Origin of the sequence: Mycobacterium sp. MAA66, from assembly GCF_041261665.1 — a bacterium.
GTDB lineage: Bacteria > Actinomycetota > Actinomycetes > Mycobacteriales > Mycobacteriaceae > Mycobacterium.
Genome location: NZ_JBGCCC010000006.1, coordinates 26798 through 45006, shown reverse-complemented (window position 1 = coordinate 45006; position 18209 = coordinate 26798). Strand labels below are relative to the sequence as shown.

14 protein-coding genes are annotated in these 18209 nt (G+C 64.7%); 11 read left to right on the top strand and 3 right to left on the bottom strand.

Going from position 1 to position 18209, the window contains the following annotated elements; translation table 11 throughout:
• The first annotated feature begins 27 nt into the window (after positions 1-27).
• The 3 genes from ABIA30_RS17960 (at position 28) to ABIA30_RS17950 (ending at position 3193) form a co-directional block, all read left to right on the top strand.
• Positions 28-438 carry a nuclear transport factor 2 family protein gene (locus ABIA30_RS17960; protein ID WP_370067784.1) on the top strand — a complete coding sequence of 137 codons (411 nt, stop codon included), beginning with the start codon at positions 28-30 and terminating at the stop codon, positions 436-438.
• A gap of 2 nt (positions 439-440) precedes the next feature.
• Positions 441-1478, top strand: a complete 1038-nt coding sequence (locus ABIA30_RS17955) for an LLM class F420-dependent oxidoreductase (RefSeq protein ID WP_370067782.1) — start codon at positions 441-443, stop codon at positions 1476-1478.
• A 164-nt stretch (positions 1479-1642) separates the two neighbouring features.
• On the top strand, positions 1643-3193 hold the full coding sequence (locus tag ABIA30_RS17950) for an adenylate/guanylate cyclase domain-containing protein (protein ID WP_370067780.1): 1551 nt from the start codon (positions 1643-1645) through the stop codon (positions 3191-3193).
• Between the two features lie 36 nt (positions 3194-3229).
• Here ABIA30_RS17950 and ABIA30_RS17945 read toward each other — a convergent pair whose 3' ends face one another.
• Positions 3230-3976 carry a helix-turn-helix transcriptional regulator gene (locus ABIA30_RS17945; protein WP_370067778.1) on the bottom strand — a complete coding sequence of 249 codons (747 nt, stop codon included), beginning with the start codon at positions 3974-3976 and terminating at the stop codon, positions 3230-3232.
• A 109-nt stretch (positions 3977-4085) separates the two neighbouring features.
• On the opposite strand from ABIA30_RS17945, the gene ABIA30_RS17940 reads away from it, so the two are divergent.
• From ABIA30_RS17940 to ABIA30_RS17925, 4 genes are all read left to right on the top strand, one after another.
• Entirely contained in the window at positions 4086-5261 is a 1176-nt protein-coding gene (locus ABIA30_RS17940; RefSeq protein WP_370067776.1) for an FAD-dependent monooxygenase, read from the top strand.
• Between the two features lie 281 nt (positions 5262-5542).
• Positions 5543-7492, top strand: coding sequence for a PecA family PE domain-processing aspartic protease (locus ABIA30_RS17935; RefSeq protein WP_370067774.1), 1950 nt, complete (start codon positions 5543-5545; stop codon positions 7490-7492).
• A gap of 399 nt (positions 7493-7891) precedes the next feature.
• Positions 7892-9679, top strand: a complete 1788-nt coding sequence (locus tag ABIA30_RS17930; RefSeq protein WP_370067772.1) for a PecA family PE domain-processing aspartic protease — start codon at positions 7892-7894, stop codon at positions 9677-9679.
• Between the two features lie 111 nt (positions 9680-9790).
• A complete protein-coding gene (locus tag ABIA30_RS17925) occupies positions 9791-11734 on the top strand; it encodes a PecA family PE domain-processing aspartic protease (RefSeq protein WP_370067770.1) in 1944 nt (647 codons plus the stop codon).
• 27 nt (positions 11735-11761) lie between these two features.
• Here ABIA30_RS17925 and ABIA30_RS17920 read toward each other — a convergent pair whose 3' ends face one another.
• A complete protein-coding gene (locus tag ABIA30_RS17920) occupies positions 11762-12874 on the bottom strand; it encodes a hypothetical protein (RefSeq protein ID WP_370067768.1) in 1113 nt (370 codons plus the stop codon).
• A gap of 188 nt (positions 12875-13062) precedes the next feature.
• Between ABIA30_RS17920 and ABIA30_RS17915 the strand changes: the two genes are divergently transcribed.
• Entirely contained in the window at positions 13063-14301 is a 1239-nt protein-coding gene (locus tag ABIA30_RS17915) for a DUF445 domain-containing protein (RefSeq protein WP_370067766.1), read from the top strand.
• Positions 14302-14306: 5 nt separating this feature from the next.
• Here the strand turns inward: ABIA30_RS17915 and ABIA30_RS17910 are convergent, their stop codons facing one another.
• Positions 14307-15461 carry a cellulase family glycosylhydrolase gene (locus ABIA30_RS17910; protein ID WP_370067764.1) on the bottom strand — a complete coding sequence of 385 codons (1155 nt, stop codon included), beginning with the start codon at positions 15459-15461 and terminating at the stop codon, positions 14307-14309.
• Between the two features lie 479 nt (positions 15462-15940).
• Here ABIA30_RS17910 and ABIA30_RS17905 point away from each other — a divergent pair, with 479 nt between their 5' ends.
• The 3 genes from ABIA30_RS17905 to ABIA30_RS17895 all read left to right on the top strand — a co-directional run bounded on the left by ABIA30_RS17905 (position 15941) and on the right by ABIA30_RS17895 (position 18030).
• Entirely contained in the window at positions 15941-16177 is a 237-nt protein-coding gene (locus ABIA30_RS17905) for an RNA polymerase sigma factor (RefSeq protein WP_370067762.1), read from the top strand.
• 205 nt (positions 16178-16382) lie between these two features.
• A complete protein-coding gene (locus ABIA30_RS17900; protein WP_370067760.1) occupies positions 16383-17063 on the top strand; it encodes an SDR family oxidoreductase in 681 nt (226 codons plus the stop codon).
• Between the two features lie 172 nt (positions 17064-17235).
• Positions 17236-18030 (top strand): L,D-transpeptidase, encoded by a 795-nt coding sequence (locus ABIA30_RS17895; RefSeq protein ID WP_370067758.1) that lies wholly within the window; start codon positions 17236-17238, stop codon positions 18028-18030.
• Positions 18031-18209 lie beyond the last annotated feature (179 nt).

The window sequence follows — 18209 nt, the reverse complement described above, 5'->3', positions numbered from 1 at the left end:
ACCTAGTTGACTATGTTAGGTCCCGCGATGCACGCATTCCGTAAGGCCGTCGAGGCCCAAGACACCGCGGCCATGGCGGCCTGTCTTGCCGAGGACGTGGTTTTCACCAGCCCGGTGGCGTTCAAGCCCTACCCTGGCAAGCCCATCACCGCCGCGATCCTGCGCGGTGTCATGCGGGTCTTCGAGGACTTCCGCTACATCCGCGAGATCAACGACCCCGAAAACGGCAACAGTGCACTGGTATTCGAGACCTACGTGGCCGGCAAGAAGATCACCGGCTGCGACTTCATCCACGTCGACTCCGATGGTCTGATCGACGACTTCATGGTGATGGTCCGTCCGCTGTCGGGCGCCCAGGCACTGTCCGAGGCCATGGCCGCCCAGTTCCCACAGATTCAGGCCGAGGCCGCCGAAGCGATCGCCGGACAGGTGAAGTGACCATGAAGATCGGTCTGGGCATCAACTACGCCGGCGGTTTCAAAGAGGTCGCCGCGGAGGTCGCCGACCTCGAAAAGGCCGGGCTGGACGTCGTTTTCGTCCCCGAAGCCTATTCGTTCGACGCGATCAGCGCGTTGGGCTACCTGGCCGCCATGACCTCGCGCGTGCAGCTGGCATCGGGCATCCTGCAGCTCTATACCCGCACGCCCACGTTGACCGCGATGACGGCGGCCGGCCTGGACTACGTGTCCGACGGCCGGTACATCCTCGGACTGGGAGCCTCCGGGCCCCAGGTCATCGAGGGCTTCCACGGAGTGCCCTACGACAACCCGATCGGACGCACCCGCGAGGTCGTCGAGATCTGCCGCCAGGTGTGGCGCCGCGAGCGGCTGGAATACCAGGGCAAGAACTACACCATCCCACTTCCGGCCGGACAGGGCACCGGCCTGGGCAAGCCACTGAAGCTGATCAATCACCCTCTGCGTGAACGCATTCCGGTCCTCCTGGCCGCGCTCGGACCCAAGAACGTGGAACTGGCCGCCGAGATCGCCGAGGGTTGGCAGCCGATCTTCTACGTACCCGAGAAGGCCAACGACGTCTGGGGCGACGCCCTGGCAGCCGGATACGCCAGACGCGATGCGTCGTTGCCCCCGATGGATATCTACGCCGGACCTGCGCTGGCCATCGGCGACAACGTCGAGCACATGCGGGAGTTCATCAAACCCCATGTGGCGCTGTACATCGGCGGTATGGGCGCCAAGGGCAAGAACTTCTACCACAACGTCGCCACCAAGTACGGCTATGGCGCCGAAGCCGACCGGATCCAGGAGCTGTACCTGGCGGGCGACAAGGACGGCGCGGCGAAAGTCGTTCCGGATGACCTGGTTCGGGATATGTCGTTGATCGGCAGCCGGGAGTTCGTCAAGGAGCGGATCGCTGCCTTCCGCGAGGCGGGCGTGACGGTCCTCAACGTGGTCCCGTTCGGCGCCGACACCGCCGAGCGGGTCAAGCTGATCGAGGAACTGCGCTCGCTGGTCTGAGCGGACGGAGCCGCGTCAGTCCGGGTGCGCACAGCTGATGCGCACTCGGACGGCGATGCAGAAATGCTCGGACTTACGGCGTGTCGCCCACAACCTCGCACACTCGCGGCAGGATGGCGCCTATGCGCAACGCGGCAGTACAGCGGGCCTGATCGGGAAATGTCGTGAGCACTGTCGAGCCGCCCACGAATCTGTTCATCCTTCGGCTCATGATCGTCCCGTACACCCGTGGCGGCATCCGGTTGCTCCGTCGTGAATTGCTGCTCTTCTACACGGTGTTTTCTGTGCTGCTGGCGGTGGTCGGCCCGCAATTGATCCGTCTGTTCACACCCGGCCTGACCCGCTCCGAAGTGCTGATCCTGACAGCCATCGCGCTGGCCATCTATCTGATCGACGACCTGCTGGCATACCAGGCGATAGCGCCGAAGTTGCAGGCTCTGGAGCAATGGTTCGACGACACCGACCGGTGCGACGCCGCCGAGATGTGGCGGACCGCCGCCGAAGTCCCCCTGGCCCCGGTCCTGCGCCCAGTGGCACTGACGCTGGTGGCCGCCTTGAACTTGTCTTGGATCGCCGTGTTGATGCGGTTGCAGCACCTTCCGGCCGCGGCCCTGTTGCTGTTCATCCCTGGTGCCATGCTGTTCAGGTTCTACGGACTCATGCTGCGATCCCTGGTCACCGAGCAGCTCATGCGGCCGGTGCTGGCCGACATCAGCACGCACGTCAAAGATTTCAATCAGCCGGTGCGAGTGCCCATCAGCCTGGCCTATCGGATGTTCGCCACCATCCCGATGATCGCGGTCATCGCCGGCACCCTGGTAGCCGGCGTCGTCGGGCCGCACACCATTCCATCGTTGGCCATCGGCATCGGCTTGTCGATAGCAATATCGATCAGCATCACCGGACCGCTCCTGCTGCTGGCCACCCGCTCGGTCACCGAGCCGGTGCGCGATCTGATCCGTGCCGCCGGCCGTGTCGGCGAGGGTGATCTGGCCGTTCAGATTCCTGTCACCAGCTCCGACGAGATCGGTTCACTGGCAGTGTCGTTCAACTCGATGATCGACGGCCTCCAGGAGCGGGAACGGATCCGCGCCGCCTTTGGCACCTACGTCGACCCGACGATCGTCGACCACATCCTGGCCAGCGCGGGCGACCAACTGACCGAGGGCGTGGAAGTCGAGATCACGGCGCTGTTCATGGATGTCCGTGGCTTCACCGGGTACTCCGAACAGCGCTCCGCGCGGGAGGTGATCGCCATGCTCAACCGGTTGTTCGCCACCGTGGTGCCGATCATCGCAGCGCACGGTGGGCACGTCGACAAGTTCATCGGCGACGGTCTGCTCGCGGTTTTCGGTGTGCCGCAACGGTGCACCGACCACGCCGATCGTGCCCTGGCCGCGGCACTGGACATCGCCGCCACACTGCACAACCGTCGCGATGATCCCGACGTCGGGATCGGCCTGAACTCGGGCCCGGTGGTGGCCGGAAACCTCGGCGGTGCAGGACGATTCGACTTCACCGTCATCGGCGATCCAGTCAATGTCGCAGCTCGTGTGGAGTCGGCGACCCGTCAGACCGGCGACACTATCCTGCTCAGCGCCAATACCCGTGCCCTACTGAGCCCCTCGACTCGCGCTCGCACAGTCGCCCGGCCGTCCGTCCCACTCAAGGGCAAGACGCAGACCATCGGGCTCTACGCGCCGGCGGACCGGTAACGCCGAGGCGGTCGCCGGCAGCCGACTTACCGGTCCTCACGACACCCCGGCCATCCGGTGCACCACCAGCACCTGGCTCGGGGTGTCGTAAGCCTTCAACAACTCGAAATCGAGCTTCAGGTCGCCGAGATCCTCGTGGCGGAAGGTCTTGGCTTTCTGGTCGGGGACATCCATTGCCTGTCTGTCCCACATCGGCCCGAATTCCGAACTGGCGGCGGATACCTCGGCAATCAGTGCCGTGGTGGCAGCGTCCATGACCGGTCCGATGATCCGGCGGATACCACCGACGAAGAACGTCGCGAACGCCTCCCAATCGACCCAACGCAGCTTGGCCGCCGGATCGAGGAACAGCATCCGCAGGATGTTGTCCGCAACCTCGAATTGTCGAAAGATGTCTTGGGCCAACGCGTTTACCGCCAGTACGTCGCTGCGGTGGTTCACGATGTAGGCCGGTCCGTATGACCAGGATTGCATCGCCAACACCAGGAACTCATTGGGCGGCACGTCGGCCGGGGCACCCGTGAGCGGCCCCGCCAGGCTGTACAGGTAGCTCGCTTCGGCCGGTGAGAGCTCGAGAGCGGCCGCCAACGCATCGAGCACCTGCGGCGACGGATTACGTTCGCGCCCTTGTTCCAGCCGGGTGTAATAGTCGGTGCTGATCGCCGCGCGCACCGCCACTTCTTCACGACGCAAACCCGGGGTTCGACTGCGCCGCCGATCACCGGTGGGCTGCACCGCTTCGCGGTGCGCGCGCAGGAACTCACCCAGCCCGTTGACGGCCACAGCGACATCGTAGAGCCAGGGTGCGGCACTCCCAGGAAAACCGCGTCCTGGTTGGCCCCCGGCGAACGGACAACCCTGGTGTCTGCAACTACCAAGAAAGGTTGGGACAATGACCGGATTGAAGATCGCCATCGCCGGAGCGGGCATCGGCGGGCTGACCGCCGCCATCGCACTGCAACAGCACGGCGCCAGCGTCACCGTGTACGAGAAGGCACACGAACTCAAGGAATTGGGCGCCGGCGTCGTGATCGGGGCCAACGCCGAGCGGATCTACCAACGGCTCGGCCTGCGTGACGAGCTTGCCACGATCGCCGGCAAGATCTCCGGCTGGACCATGCAGACCCGGCAGGACGAGCCGCTCGCGGGATGGCAGGCGCCGTACCCGGCCGACCACACGTACCCGCTGCACCGAGCTCAGTTCCAACGGCTGCTCTTCGACGCCCTGCCCTCGGGCACCGTACAGCTCGGCCGCGGCATCGTCGGAGCCACCGAGAACGCGGACGGCGTGCAGATCGAGCTCGCCGACGGCTCTCGTGCCCGAGCCGACCTTCTGGTAGGCGCGGATGGCATCCACTCGGTGGTGCAGGGTCTGGTCGGCGCCAAGAGCGCACCCGTCAGCGAAGGCATCATGGCCTATCGAGGGCTGATCCCGGCCGAGCGGCTGGCCGGCATCTACGACATGCGACGGATGTCGATGTGGGTGGGGCCCGGACAGAGTTTCCTGACGTTTCCGGTATCCGACGGCGCGCTGCTCAACGTGGTCGCGTTCGTCCCGACCGATCTGGATGTCGAGGAATCCTGGAGTGCCCCCGGCGATATCGCGACATTCGCCGCTGCCTACGACGGCTGGGCGCCCACGGTGCAGCGAGTGATCAGCGCTATGGACTCCACATTTCGCTGGGGCATCTACGACCGCGAGCCGTTGCCGAGCTGGTCGACCGATCACATGACACTGCTGGGCGATTCCGCGCACGCCGTCACCCCGCACCTGGGTCAGGGCGCCAACCAGGCCGTCGAAGACGCCATCACCCTGGCCGTACTACTGGAAGATGCTGCGCGCGTAGATATTCCGGAACGACTGCGGCGTTACGACGCGCTGCGCATCAATCGGAATCGTCAAGTCCGCGACGGCGCCAGGGAGGCCGGGTTACTTTATCGTTCAATGGATTTGGCACCGGGTCCGCAGGCCGCACGGATCGTCGAGATCTACGACGGATTGCATTTGAACACGTACGATGCCGAACAGATCGCGCGCGAGGCCCGACCGGCGATCTCCGTCCGATGACAGCGTTGGTTTGAATCCAGCTCCAACCCATCCGACAACAGTGCCGGAATGACAGCTCCTGCATAGGAATTCGATAAAGAACACCCATACATCCAGAGCCGCTGGGAATCACCTGCAAGCCAGGTCCGTGGGCCTACCAAACTCCTCAACTTGTGCCTAAATAGTGCTGCCTGAGTGATGTCGTCAGGGAAAGTACTTCGGGCTCCGGCTCAAGGGGTCAGGCAGCGGCTACATCCGAGGAGTTCCACATGGCTGGCGGACAGCATCACAAACCACGTCGCATGTTGACGGTTTCGACCTTGCTGAAGGCCGGCGCGACAACCGTCGGGGTGGGCGCGGCGCTAATCAGCGGCGCCGCCGTAGCCAGCGCCCACCCTTCCTCGGACACTTCGCAAGCGACGCACCACACCGACAGCAGCAAGAGCGCCGCCGGCAGTTCTGCTGCCACCAGCAACAAGAGTTCGGCGACAACATCCCACAAGTCGCATCAACACGACGCCGCGGCACCGGCATCGGGACTGCCTGCGCATATCCAGCAGGTCGCGGCGGCCGCCACGCCCCAGCCCAACACTTCGCCGGACTCGGCCAAACGTCACGAGCAGAAGCCCTCCCCCGCTATCGCAAGCACTACCCCAACCAGCGCCGCGGCCGCCGCCGTCTCCACGACACCGACTGCCGCTGCGGCCACCGCCCAGACACCTGCCGCTGCCACCTCCGCGGGCGCGGTGGCCTCGTCCGCATCGAACAGCCCAGGGGTCTCGGCGCTGCTGTCGGTGTTCGCCGCCATGGGCCAAGCCCTCAGCGTGGCTGCCAGGGACACCGAGTCGACGTTCAAGACCGCGATCCAGAACACCAGCGAAACGCTCTCGAAGGACCTCAACACCGTGTCCGCCGACGTCGAGTCGCTGGTCAACAAGGCCACCGGCGCCGCCGCCAGCGCCAGCAGCTCGTCCACCAGCGGTGAGTTGCAGCTCGGCGACGGCGCCACCGTCGGCTCGTCGGTGAGCACCGCACTGTCGGAGATCTCGCAGGCCCAGGGGACGCTGAGCGCCGACACCTGGGGCAAGGGCAACATCCTGGCCGGCATCGCATCGCTGGCCCCGGAAACCTGGCTGGCTGTCGCCAAGTGGGCACTGAGCGAATGGCAGGCCACCAACCCCGGCATGCTGAGCCTGTACGCCAACACCGAGAACACGCTCGTCGGTTGGGCGACCAAGCTGCTGCTCAACGCCGACGAGATGCTCCCCTCGATCGCCCAGGACATGATGGGTACCTTCGAAACCATCACTCCAGCAATGGGATTGGTCGGCGCATCCAGCGCCGCCGCAGCCGCGAACGCCATCGTCTCCCAGGCCACGCAGGACGGCCGGGTGTACGGATACGTCCCGCTGACCATGTACGAAGGCACCGAACCCATCATCGAGATCTCGGTTGACGGCGGCCCGGAAGAGAAAGTTCTGGTCGACACCGGCTCGTCCGGCCTGGTGATCCCCGAGGAATACGTCGGTACCGGGACCGTCGACCTGACCGGCCTCACCACCGGAACCAGCGCCTACAGCGGCGGGCTGACCTACACCTACAGCGAGTTGGGCGGTACCACGGTCAACCTCGGCAGTGGTGTCGTCGCGAGCAACGCCACCGTCGACGTCGTCCAGGCCGGATCGTCGACGAGCGCTTTCGAGAGCTTCATCTCGGCCGACGGTGTGGTCGGTGTGCTCGGCATCGGATCGAACGCGGTCGGTCCCGGCCCGAGCATCATCACCTCGGACCTGCCCGGCGAACTCAAGGACGGCGTGGAGATCGACGAGGCCGACGGAACACTGGTGTTCGGTCCCAACACCCTGCCCGTCCGCGCATCGACCTCCGGCTCACCCAACACCTCGGCCACCGTGACCGTCAGCGGCGGCAGCCCCAGCGCCACCAACACCACGAACACCAGCGACTTGCTGCTCGACTCCGGCGGCGTCTACGGCACCATTCCGTTGAGCGATCTCAGCAGCGGCCAGTACACCGATACCGCCGGCACCTACACGATCGACAACGGCATCAAGATCACGGTCGACAACTCCTCCGGCGAAGTGCTGTACTCCTACACCACCAACTCGACCAACGCCCCAACGATCGACACCACCGAGGGCGACCCGACGAACAGCGGTGCGGTGCCCTTCAAGAACAACGTCATGTACATCTCGTACAGCACCGCCAATGGCACAACAGATTTCGACTACTAGGCCCTAGCCGACGACGGGCCGATCGACCTGCCGGTAGCCAGGCCTAAAGCCATTTGCGCCAGGTCAGTTCCCGCCGGTCATCGTTACCCGACTGCCGACTCCGGCGCGCGCCGCCTCCTGCCCGAAAAACCAACCAAGGCAAGCGCCCTGACCGTTGCGACAGCTTCACAGCGAGCGGAAAAGTACGTGAAGAAAGCCAATGGGCCGCGGTGCGAGCAGTTCCCCAACCGCGATCAGCAAAGGTGAATAGCGGGTGACGGTTATCAAGAATGCGCCCCGTTTTGCAGACACAGCAAGCTTTCATATGCGTAAATATTCTCTTCGGGTTGCGCCACGCGACCGCCGCAGCCGCCGTGCCTGGAGCCGGACAGTGCTGCGGTCAGCCTTGAGGAGCACAGAATGGCCGGTGCACACCGTCGTAGGCGGCGTCAGGACATAGCGGTTTCAGCCTGGCTGGGAGCCGGTGCGGCGACCGTCGGGATCGGCGCGGCACTGCTCGGCGGCGCGGCGCTCGCCCAGGCCCAACCCGGCGGCGGCACCGGTCATGCCTCCAACAGCGATGCCCATGCCGGCGCGGACAAGAGCACCGGTTCGCCTGGTAAAAACTCGCCCATCAAGACCGCGCGCAGCAAGTCTCACCCCCGCGTCGCCAAACCCACCGCCGCCGTTTCCACCGACGCATCCCCCACGAGCGCCAAGCCCACGGCCACCAAGCCAAAGCCCCAATCCGAGCCCATCGCCGCAGAGCATGCGGCGGCCGCGGCTGCAGCAACCGAATCCAGCCCGGCCCCGGCCGCGCCACCTGTTGCCGGCCCGGCGTCGGCAGCCATCGAGAAGACCACCCGGCACACCACCACGTCGCAGTCCTCGACCGGTACGGCGGCGGCCGCCCCGAGTGGCGCCGCGAGTACATCCGGCGCGCTGTCCGTGCTGGCTGCCGTCAGCCAACTAGCGAGCACCCCGATCAACAGCGGCAATCCGAACTCGGCCGCCATCGCGGCCGCCCAGACCAACACCACGTGGCTGGCCGGCAAGACCGCTACTCCGGGGGCCTCGGTGACTCTCGCCCTGCAGGAGATCGCCCAGGCCCAGACGGCTGTCGGCAACAACGTCGTGCCCCAGGTCCTCCTGTCCGTGGCGAGATGGGCACTGAGCACCTGGCAGAGCACCAACGCCGGAGCCCTGGCGTACTACGCGAAGAACTCGACCGGCCTGCTCGGCTTCGTGGCGCAGGTGTCGTTGAATGTGAACGAGTCCCTGCCTGGCATCGCCCGCACCGCACTGCTGGCCGCCCAGTCCCTGACCGTGACGGACTCGTCGGCCAGCACTCTGATCAACCAAGCCGCCCAGGACGGGCGGGTGTACGCATCGGTCCCGCTGTCGATGTACCAGGGCACCGAACCGATCGTCGAGATCTCGGTCAACGGCGGTCCGATGGTCAAGGTGCTCGTCGATACGGGTTCTTCGGGGCTGGTGCTCAACACTGCCAGCGTCGGCCAGGGCGGGCTGGGCGCCGCCGTCGGCAGCGGTACCAGCGGCTACAGCGGCGGTCTGACGTACAGCTACAACGTCTACAACACCACGGTGAGCTTCGGCAACGGCATCGCCACCGGCCTGACCACCGTCGACGTGGTCACGCCGGCAACGCAGGCTGCGTATGAGAAATACATCGCAGCCGACGGGGTGGTCGGCGTGCTCGGCATCGGCGCGAACTCCGTCGGACCGGGTCCGTCACTGGTGACCACCGCCCTGCCCGGCGAACTCCGCGACGGCATCTTCATCAACGAAGCGGCCGGTGTACTCCAATTCGGCCCGAATCCCCGGCCGGTACGGGTGGCCGTTTCCGGTTCGCCGAATGTCAGCGGAGTCGTCAAGGTCCCGGTGCTCCAGGTCTCCTCGCTGATCAATCTGCTGATCGACTCGGGCGGTGTGTACGGAACAATCCCGTCGACGGTCTGGACCGCTGTCGGTGAAACCCAGGTCCCGGGCGGCATCACGATCTCGGTATACGCCGCCGACGGCACGACGTTGCTGTACTCCTACAAGACCACCAACTCCAACGCCCCGGTCGTCACCACGGACGCCGCCGAGTCCGAGCAGATGAACACCGGGTATACGCCGTTTGCCAACAATCCCATGTACATCGCCTACACCACCACCAACGGCGAAACTGACTTCGATCTGTAAGCGAGACCTGCAGACGACATGTTTGCGGTAAGACGTTTACAGTCACCTCGGTGAATTTAATTTTAAGGAGCACCAATGGCCCAGGCCCGGCACCGTAAGCAACCTCGTCCGATGAAGGTGTCCGCTTGGCTGGCAGCCAGCGCGACGACTGTTGGAGTGGGTGCGGCCCTGCTCAGCGGCGCGGCAGCCGCCAATGCCAAGCCGGCTTCGGATTCGTCGCACTCCGATTCATCGCACAACACCAGTTCCGGGTCGACCGCTGGTTCCAGTGCCGGTTCGAGCTCCGCCAAGGCCGACAAGAAGACCAAGAGCCCGAACCCCCAGCGCAACAACAACTCTCACGCCGATACCGACGCCGGCCAGAAGGCTGCCGCGGCTACCGCGTCGGCCGCGACTGCGGACTCCTCGGCGCCCAAGCACGCCAAGGCCGCCAAGCCCAGCACCGCCGCGTCCACTTCGGTTTCCCCCGCAGCGGCCACGTCAGCGTCGGGTTCCTCGGCCCAGCCGAACACCCCATCGACAACCCCGTCGACCCACACCGCCGCGCCGGCCGCCGCCACCGCCACCTTCGCGGCCACCAGCGGGTCATCGGTGACGACCGGAGCCGGCGCCGGAAAGGTAACCACACCTGCCCGCAACGCCGACGTCTCCGGGGTGCTGTCGGCCCTCGCCGCGATCGGGCAGGCGCTGACGGTCGCGGCTCGGGACACCGAGACCACGCTGACCAAGGCGGCGCATGACACCTCGCTGACGCTGACCAAGGACCTCACCAATACCCGGTACACGCTGACCAAGCTGTCCAGCGCGTCCAGTGCCTTGGCGACCTCCGCCGCTGCCGGGCCGCCCTGGCAGACCACGCCGTCCACCACCGGCGACACGACACTGCAAGCCATCACCGAGGTTCAGGCGGCACAGGCCGCCTACGCGGCAGCGACAAAGAGCAACTGGTTCGCCCAGTGGACCAACGGCTTCTCGGGCTACGCGCTGTCGGTGGCACTGAAAGACCTGAACAAGTACCAGGCCAACCAGGCCACGCTGATGGCGGCCTACGCCGCGAATCCGACGACGGCGAACCTGAACAAGCTGACGGCCAACGAGGCGCTCACCAACAACGCAGTGGGCGCGCTCAATCTCGCTGCGCAATGGACCAACATCAAGGCGCTGAAGACGCAGGCCTCCGCGGCCGCAGTCGACGCCCGGGTGTACGCAGGGGTGCCACTGTCCATGTACCTGGGCACCGAGCCGATCGTGAAGATCTCGATCAACGGTGGCCCGATGGTCAAGGTGCTCGTCGACACCGGATCCTCCGGCCTGGTGATCCCGACGAAGTACGTCGGCAGTCAGAACACGCTGGGCACGTCGGTCGGCACCGGAACCAGCGGCTTCGGCACCGGCGTCGGCAGCGCCGCCCTGACCTACACGTACGACCAGTACAACACCTCGGTCAGCTTCGGCAGCGGCATCAAGACCGGATCCGTCACCGTCAACCTCGTCCAGACCGGCACCTCCACCACCAACTTCCTGAACTACATCTCGGCCGACGGTGTGGTGGGCGTGCTCGGTATCGGCACCAACGCGGTCGGCCCCGGTGGATCGATCGTGACCGCATCGCTGCCGGGCGCCCTCGGCAGCGGCGTCTTCGTCAACGAGCAGACCAAGACGCTGATCTTCGGCCTGAACCCGCTGCCCGTGGTGAAGTCGGTCTCGGGATCACCTAATGTCGCCGGATACGTCTCGATCAACGGCGGTACCACCAAGACGCCGATCAACCTCTTGATCGACACCGGCGGCGTTTACGGAACCATTCCGGCCACAGTCGCGGGCAGCTCGGTGACGGCGGCCGATTCGAGTGGCGACCAGTACTTGACGGCCGGCACCACGGTCTCGATCTACGCCTCCGACGGAACCTTGTTGTACTCGTACAAGACGACGAGCACCAACACTCCGACCGTCACCGGTACGACGTCGATGAACACCGGCTACTCGCCATTTGCGTTGGGCCCGGTCTACATCAACTACAACACCCTCACCGGTTCGACCGACTTCGACTACTGAGTCGCAGTCAACTTCTTGCTCACCGGCTCAGGTCGTGCTCATCGAGTACGACCTGAGCCGCGGGTCGATGCCGTCGCCGCCGGTGATCCGATGGAAAGCCGCGGCAGCGGCGGTACCCATCGTCAACAGGCCCACAACCAGTAGAAGCAGCGCAGCCACCCGCGCCCGGGGGGACTTCCGTTCAGGCTCGGTGGCCAGGATGATCGCGAGCCCGACGGTGCCCACGACAACCGCCCCGATCACCCCAGTGTGACGACAGGCCGCCACCATGCCTGTGCTGTAGCTCAGCCGCATCAGGCCCGGCAGCAGGACCGTGATGCTCAAAACCCACAACCCGAATGCCGCACTGCCGCGCGCCCCACACCGCAACCACTGTCGGTCAGTCAGTTTGGCCCACAACGCGATGAGCACCGTCGAGATCGCCAGGGCCACAACGGCCCACCACGATGCCGGATGATCGACCAACGACCACAACACATCTGGGTGGTCGCTCCGGAAGCCGGCAGTGACTTTCTGATTCGGGACCGGGACAAATGCCGCAACCGCCCAATCAGGTTTGGCCAGCCAGCCGCCCAGCATCCAGCCGACCGCACCGGCCCCAGCAACTCCTCCGACCAACAAAACCGCGCGCATGAGCTGTGCATGCCCCGCCGTAGACCGCTCTCCGGTGGGGCGAACTCGCGCGAGAACAGCGCGAACACCTATCGCCATGGCCAACGGAATGCCGGCCAGACTCACCAACATCGCGCTCCATTTGATGGTCACCAGTACTGCAATCGCAGTGACCATGGTCGGGTTGTCGCGACCGGACGGCGCAGCGAGCAGGAGCCATGCGTCTTCGATCAGATTGCAGGCTGCCATCACGGCGGTCGCAGTGAACATGGCCGTCGCTGCGGCCCGTCCCGACCCCGTTATCGCGTAACGCCGAACGAGCCGAGCGAATCCAGAGAGAAACAGGACATAACCAAGAATCACCGGCAGATCGGCGACGACGGCGGCAGCAAGACCCGCCTCGACGCCGGCAGTGCCGAGGCGGCGGTCGCCGAGGGCATAGACCGGAAGGTGCGGGATGGTCGCACGTTGGACAAACCCAAGGGCCAGTGCTGCCCCACCCACGATCTGTGCCCCAACCAGTTTCATCATGTGCACGCTCGCTAGTTTCCCAGGACCCCGACGACACCTGTCGACTGCGACACGGCACTGACCGGACCGCTTGTCCTCCGAACCGCCTCGGTCGCGTGACCAGCCGATCAGGCTTCTGGCCGCGGCTGCCGGCCAGCTAATGTGCAGTGCGCCCGCAACAGTCGGACGCGCTGGGAGGCAGGCTGGTGAAGGATCTCTGGGAGCACGCGTTCAGCTATCCGTGGTGGGTGTACATCACCATCCCGTTGGGTGCGGCGTTCGTCGGCTGGATCACCAAGATCATGGCGCTGAAGATGATGTTCTACCCCGTCGAGTTCAAAGGCGTTCCGCCGTATCTCGGTTGGCAGGGACAGATTCCCAAGCGCGCGCCGAAAATGGCTGCGGTGGCCGTGGATTCGTTGACCTCCGAGATCCTCAAACCCGAGGAGATGTTCGACCGCATCGATCCGGACGAGCTGGTCGCCGAACTTGCCGAGCCATTGCGGCAGACCTCTGCGGAGATGGTCGACACCATCATGATGGCGTTCCAGCCGCAGCTCTGGCGAGCCACTCCGGACCAGTTCAAGGACGTCGTCGTCAAGAACGTCGAGAAACGCATCCCCTCGGCCATGGCCGCGATGTTCGACAAGCTCCGCGGCCAGGTCGACCAGATCTTCGATATCAAACACATGGTCGTCACCAACCTGGTGCGCGACAAGGCAACGCTCAACACGGTTTTCCAGGACATCGGCAAACCCGCGTTCAAATTCCTGATCATGTCCGGGTTGCTCTTCGGCTTCCTGATCGGCCTGATCCAGGCAGCGGTGTTCGGTATCACCAATTGGCACTGGTCGCTGCCGCTGTTCGGTCTGCTGACCGGTGGTCTCACCGATTACGTTGCGCTGCAGATGATCTTCCGGCCACTGGAGCGAAAAAACGTCTTCCCCGGCATCAAGTGGCAGGGCGTGTTTCAGCGGGAACGCGCCCAGGTGGTCGAGGGCTACGCGGCACTGATGGCCCGGGAGATCTTCACCCCCAAGGCCATCATGGAGAGCATGCTGAACGGTCCCTCGTCGGACCGCTTCTTCGACATGATCGCGACGGAGATCAGCAAGACCGTCGACACCCAGATGGGCTTCACCGGACGCATCTTCAGCGCCGTCGGCGGCCGTCAGTACGTGGACATGAAGCGGCAGATAACCGATTCGATCATCGAGAAGCTGCCCGAGACATCCACTTACATCGAGGATTACATGCGGACTCGCCTCGATCTGGAGAACGTCATGGTCGACAAGATGATGGTGCTGGATTCACTGGCCTTCGAAAATCTACTGCGCCCTGCATTCAAGGACGACGAGTGGATCGTCGTGGTGCTCGGCGCCACGCTCGGCTTCCTCTTCGGTGAGCTTCAAGCCCAGCTGATCCTGCTGCTGGCCCACCACTGATCGTTTCAGGCCTGTCCGGAGACGCCCGCCAGCTGCCTGACGGTCAGCACCTCACTGTCCCGGAACGCCCGACCGTTGGGGTACAGCAGGTCGCTGAACCACACCGCCGGTTCGGCCTTGTAGGGGTGATCCCATGAGTCCCATGGGAAGTAGGTCTGGGTCTTCCCCGCGACCAGCCCCCAACTGAAGGCTCCGACGTTGTTCCGCTTGGCAACCGGCAGGACACCCTCGACGGTGCTGCCCTGGTTGCGGGCCAGGTATTCGGTGCACATGATCGGGCGCCCCAGCGGCGTCAGTTCGCCGATCCGGGACTGGAAGTCGGTCGGCTTGGCGTAGCTGTGGAACGTGATGACGTCGGAGTTGTCGAGCTGAATCGAGGCAATCGCACTGCGCTGTGCGGGGTTTGCCCAGCTTCCCTGCCAGACACCGGAAGTCAACGGTTGGATGGGATCGACGGCGCGGGCCCAAGCGAAGACCTGGGGCAACAAGTCGGTCACCAATTGGATCTTGTCGCTGCGCTCGACTTTGCTGTACACCTTGGCCGGATTGTCGGGCTCGTTCCACAGATCCCAGCCCAGCACCCGATTGTCGTTGCGGAACAGGCTCAGCACACCGGTCACGTAGTTCTGCATGACGGCGCGATAACTCGGATCGCCCAGCCGATCGGCACCCGGGCTCTGCACCCACCCCGAGTTGTGCACGCCCGGCGTGGGCGCGCGCTGCGGGCCGAGCCGCGGGTGCGGGTCCCAGCACGAGTCGAAGAACACGAACAGCGGTTTGATGTTGTGGCTCGCCGCGATGTTGACGAACTGGGCCAAGCGTTGCGAGAAGCCCCGCTGATCCTGCACCCACAAGAGGTCATGCAGGAACACCCGCACGGTATTGAACCCGAACCAGTGGGCGGCGCCGAGTTCGGCATTGATGCGCTGCGGATCGAAGGTGGCCGCCTGGAACATCTCCAGCTGATTGATGGCGGTTGAGGTGATGTAGTTTCCGCCGACCGGCCAGCTCTGGGCCGCGTACCAGTTGTTGGCGCGGTCAGGGGTCCATCGGGCTCCCGCGGCGTTGGCTCGCAGCAGTCCGGGAGTTCCGGGCAGCCCGGCCAAAGCGGAACCGGCTGCCAGTAGCAATGGCAGCTTGAGCGCGGTTCGGCGATCCACCTGACAACCCTATTCAGCCAGAGCGGTTTGCTGGGCGGCGCTTATCGAGTTGCAATCAAGTGGTTGTGAGGCGGTGATGTTGGTTCCTCTCATAGTTGTCTTCTGGGGTTCGTCCCCCTTGGTACTCCGGTACCAAGGCGGCCGCAATGAGTAGGCTGGCCAGGCAGCGCCACCGGTGGTTTTCCGCTGCCGGCAATTGAATTTGCTTGCATTTTCGATCTTTTGACGTTCGGCAGTGTCGGCGAACAGCTCACCCGGGTAGCCGTTGAAACGGCTTGGTGGACTACCAGCTAGCTGGTAGTCCACTGGTCATGCCAGCAGCAAGGCCATGGTGACCGATTGGCTGAAGAATCGAGGTAAGGCCCAGTACAGGCCGACGCATACGCGAGATCCGCGTCGACCTGTTTTGCTCCGTCTGACTGTTCGTCTCACAACGCGGTGAGACGGGACCGACGTCCTACCTCGAACTCGGGGGCCGCGTGCAAGACAACCTCAGAGCTGCTTTCCTGCAGCTGTCCCGCGACCAGGGCATGGCGCTGCACCTGGCGTACAACGGCGGGCACTCCACCGGGCACATTGCGGCCAGGCTCGGCGTCAGCGAGACCACCGCGAAGTCACTACTTCACGATGCACTGCATGCATTACGCGAGGCTGTCCCACGCGGAGCCGTCGCGCCCTCAACCTGCGCCGGGCCGAAACAGCCTGAACCGACGTGACAGCCGCAAACACATCCCAGATCTCCTCGTCGACGACGACGGGATCGATTCGGGGGCCACTGGGAACCACCGAGTAGCGGGCGGTTCCCTCTCGAACACCAAGGTCGTACGCCTTATTGTTACCTTAGAACATTTCTTATTTTTCTTAGAGTCGGTGTAGGGTGGGTCACAGTCCGCATCCACTTCCAATGACAAGGGGCTCGCCATGCAGGCACAGCCAACTCACCGCGTCGCCCTGGTGACCGGCGCATCGCGTGGCATCGGCGCCGAGGTGGCACTGCAACTCGCCGATCCCGGCACCCACGTCATCGTCGCCTGCCGGCAGAACACCGCCCAGGCGGAATCCGTCGCCGAGGCCATCCGCGCGGCCGGCGGGCAGGCCTCGACCGCCACCGCCGACATCTCCGACGAGGCTGCCGTCGCCACCATGATCGACGACATCGGCCGACGATTCGGCCGCCTGGACATGCTCGTGCTCAACGCCTCCGGCAGGTTCAAAAAGTCGGACTGCGCAGGGGTTGCGATGCGAGTCAACCGCGTCGCCCAGCGCCGCCTGGCCCAACTCGCCCTGCCGTTGATGCCGACCGGCGGTCAGATCGTCTTCGTCACCAACAACCAGGCGCACTTCTACCCTTACAAGGCCGTCCCGAAGGGTTACACCTCGATGGCCGCCGGAATGCGCGCCGGGGAAACCACACTGCACGCGATGCGCTCGGAATTCCACCGGCACGGAATCGAATTCACTGTCGTGTCCGGCGAGATCCTGGACAAGTGCCGCCCGCAGGACGCCGAGTTCGCCGCCGCCGTCTCCGGTGCCGCCTCCGCGCATCACTCCGGGATCGTCTATGTCGCCCGCGGTGAACACCTGCATCGCAAATCCGCATAATCCGCCGTCTGCCCGAGGCTTTTCGGCCCCGTTTCGGGCGGATATCGGGCCGTCCTCAAACCGTGATGAATGCTTGACCGAAATATCAAGTGCGCCTGCGGGTTCAACCGCCTTCGTGTTAATAACATGACCTCGTATTTGACGAGGGGGTCAACTCGAAGGGATTCGGCCGATGCGGGCGGTCATACAGTTTGTACTGGCGGTACTCGTGGTAGCGGCATGTCTGAATGGCGCGCCTGACATCAACACGACTGCGGTAAGCCTGCCGCACAATTCGAACATCACCTCTATCCTGCCGGCGCCCGGAGCAGTTGTGGGCGTGGCACATCCGGTGGTGGTGACCTTCAAAGCGCCTGTCACCGACCGGCCGGCGGCCGAGCTCGCCCTCGGGATTCGCTCGACGCCCGCGATGACCGGCAAGTACGAATGGCTGGAGAACAACGTCGTGCAGTGGAAGCCCGACCGATTCTGGCCCGCACACAGCACGGTGAAGCTGTCGGTCGAGGGTCAGTCGGCAGCATTCACGACAGGCCCCGCCGTGGTCGGAGTCGCCAGCATCTCCGAACACACCTTCACCGTGACCGTCGACGGCCAGTCTCCAGCGGATTTCCCTGCGCCGCACCATCTTCCGCATGCAGGTGAACCAGGGGTGCTGCTGGCCTCGATGGGCCGGCCCGAGTATGAGACTCCCGTCGGCACCTATTCGGTGCTCTCGAAGGAGCGTTCGGTGACCATGGACTCCAGCAGCGTCGGCATCCCCGTCGACAATCCGGATGGCTACCTCCTCGAGGTGGACTACGCCGTACGGATCACCAGGCGCGGGCTCTTCGTGCACTCGGCTCCGTGGGCCGTGACGGCAATGGGTTTCGAGAACACCAGCCACGGCTGCATCAGCCTGAACCCCGCAGAGGCCGAGTGGTACTTCAACAACGTCCACGTCGGCGATCCGGTGATCGTCCAGGAGTAGCCCTTCAGGCGTCCACACGAGGCGGGTTCGCACGGTCGAACCCGCCTCGTTTCATGTCTGCCGACGGCGAATGCTCCTGGGCACCAATACTTTCCCTCGTCGTAGCAGCTATGCCAATGCGATCTCCCGGCCCCGGCGGCCGACCCACCGCAGCGCTGGACAACGCGGCCTCCACCGAT